At 38.4% G+C, this 1558-nt stretch carries 1 protein-coding gene; it reads right to left on the bottom strand.

Annotated features, from left to right (window positions below; translation table 11 throughout):
- Window positions 1-28: 28 nt before the first annotated feature.
- Window positions 29-1522, bottom strand: a complete 1494-nt coding sequence (locus ACRD62_RS22360) for an IS1634 family transposase (RefSeq protein ID WP_430822305.1) — start codon at window positions 1520-1522, stop codon at window positions 29-31.
- Between the last annotated feature and the right edge of the window lie 36 nt (window positions 1523-1558).

Below are 1558 nucleotides of genomic sequence, written 5' to 3'. Positions count from 1 at the left end.
TCCTGTTTTGTGCGAAAGACACCCATTTTCAGAACATGGAGTTAACAAGGTCATAAATTTGTTGCTGGATATTGTTGTTTCTTAAACGGACTGTACAATTTTCTTCTGTTTTGACTTCATACATTTTGTTGATGTTTTCAATGGCAACGTTCATTGATATTCCACATTTTGATATTGTTAATGCTCGCTCCAGCTCCTTATATAACAGGTAGGCCATGAATGAAATACAGATATGAGCTTCTATACGCTTTTTAAGGCGATGGAAAACAGGCCTTATTTGAAGGTCTGTCTTTGATATCCTGAAGGCTTTTTCAATCTTCCAAAGGTTATTGTAATTGCTAATTACCTGCTGAGTGGTTAGGTTTGTGTTGGTTATATAACCTTTTAGCCCATCCCATTTTTGATCAGCTTCTAATTTCTCATGGTCTAAACTAATGTTAATTTGACCTTCCAGCTTGAGGAATTTGTTATAACCGCGGTTATTAATGTTGGCCTTGGTCAACTTTCCTGTGCTGAGTCTTTTCTCTAATTTGGCCAAACCTCTTTCTCGGTTAAATTGGTCCTTTTTCGCCCGCTTTCCTGAATAACTTATATGCAGCTTAAGACCGTTTTCTTTATCAACACAAGCTTGTTGACCATCGGTTAAGTGCAATGCTAATATTTGAGCTTTAACTCTATTGTTTTCGTTTTTAATGCGTGCTCCAATAATGAACCCAAAGCCATGTTCTTGTAGTTGATCTATGTTTGTTTTTGACAGCAGGCCTGAGTCTGCAATGATGATTGGCTTTTCAATATGGAATCGCACTGTATACTTCTCCAATACAGGTATTAGGGTGTGTCCTTCAAAGGTATTACCCTCGAATAATTCATAGCCGATTGGATAGCCATCTTTGCCAACCAGCAAACCTAACATTATTTGAGGGTTCTGATGCTTGCCTTCCTTAGAGAATCCGGTAATTCTGAAATCATCAGGTTCGCTGGCCTCAAAGTAGATGGTTGTCATATCGTAAAAAACAACACCAATCTGACCTCCCAACACTTTCTTCGTGTATTCGAAGGAAATATCTTCAATAATAACCTTAAGGCTGCTGTTTAGCTTATCTAAAAAACGATAGATGCTATAAACCGAAATCCCATTCTTCCCGGTAGCAGTCAGATATCTTGCCAAATTAAGCTTGCTTCCGGGATGTGTTATGCGTGAGATCACCAGGTCTTGCAACAATGGTTCAGCAAGTTCTCCGTAGCCAATGTAATCGTATATCTTGCCGAAAATCACTTCTGGACCACAGACTCTTACCGAATCATTGCTCAGCTCAGAAATTGGTGTTTGAACTGGGGTATCAAACAGAGTTGCTCCATAAATGCGAGGCAACTCATATAATGCTTGTTGATAAAGCTTTTCTATTTCAAGCGAATCTGTAGATGATCCGATTGTTTTGATGACTTTATTACTTCGGTGGACCTTTTGGATAATCTGAATGCTGGTGCTCCCACTTTTATTTAGTTTTTTGCGTATAAACATCAAGCTAAGATAAACGAGGCACCCAAATTAATCAAT

Source organism: Carboxylicivirga caseinilyticus, from assembly GCF_050589785.1.
GTDB classification, from domain to species: Bacteria; Bacteroidota; Bacteroidia; order Bacteroidales; family Marinilabiliaceae; genus Carboxylicivirga; species Carboxylicivirga caseinilyticus.
The sequence above is the reverse complement of the archived record's forward strand: the minus strand, read 5'-3'. Positions and strand labels throughout refer to the sequence as shown.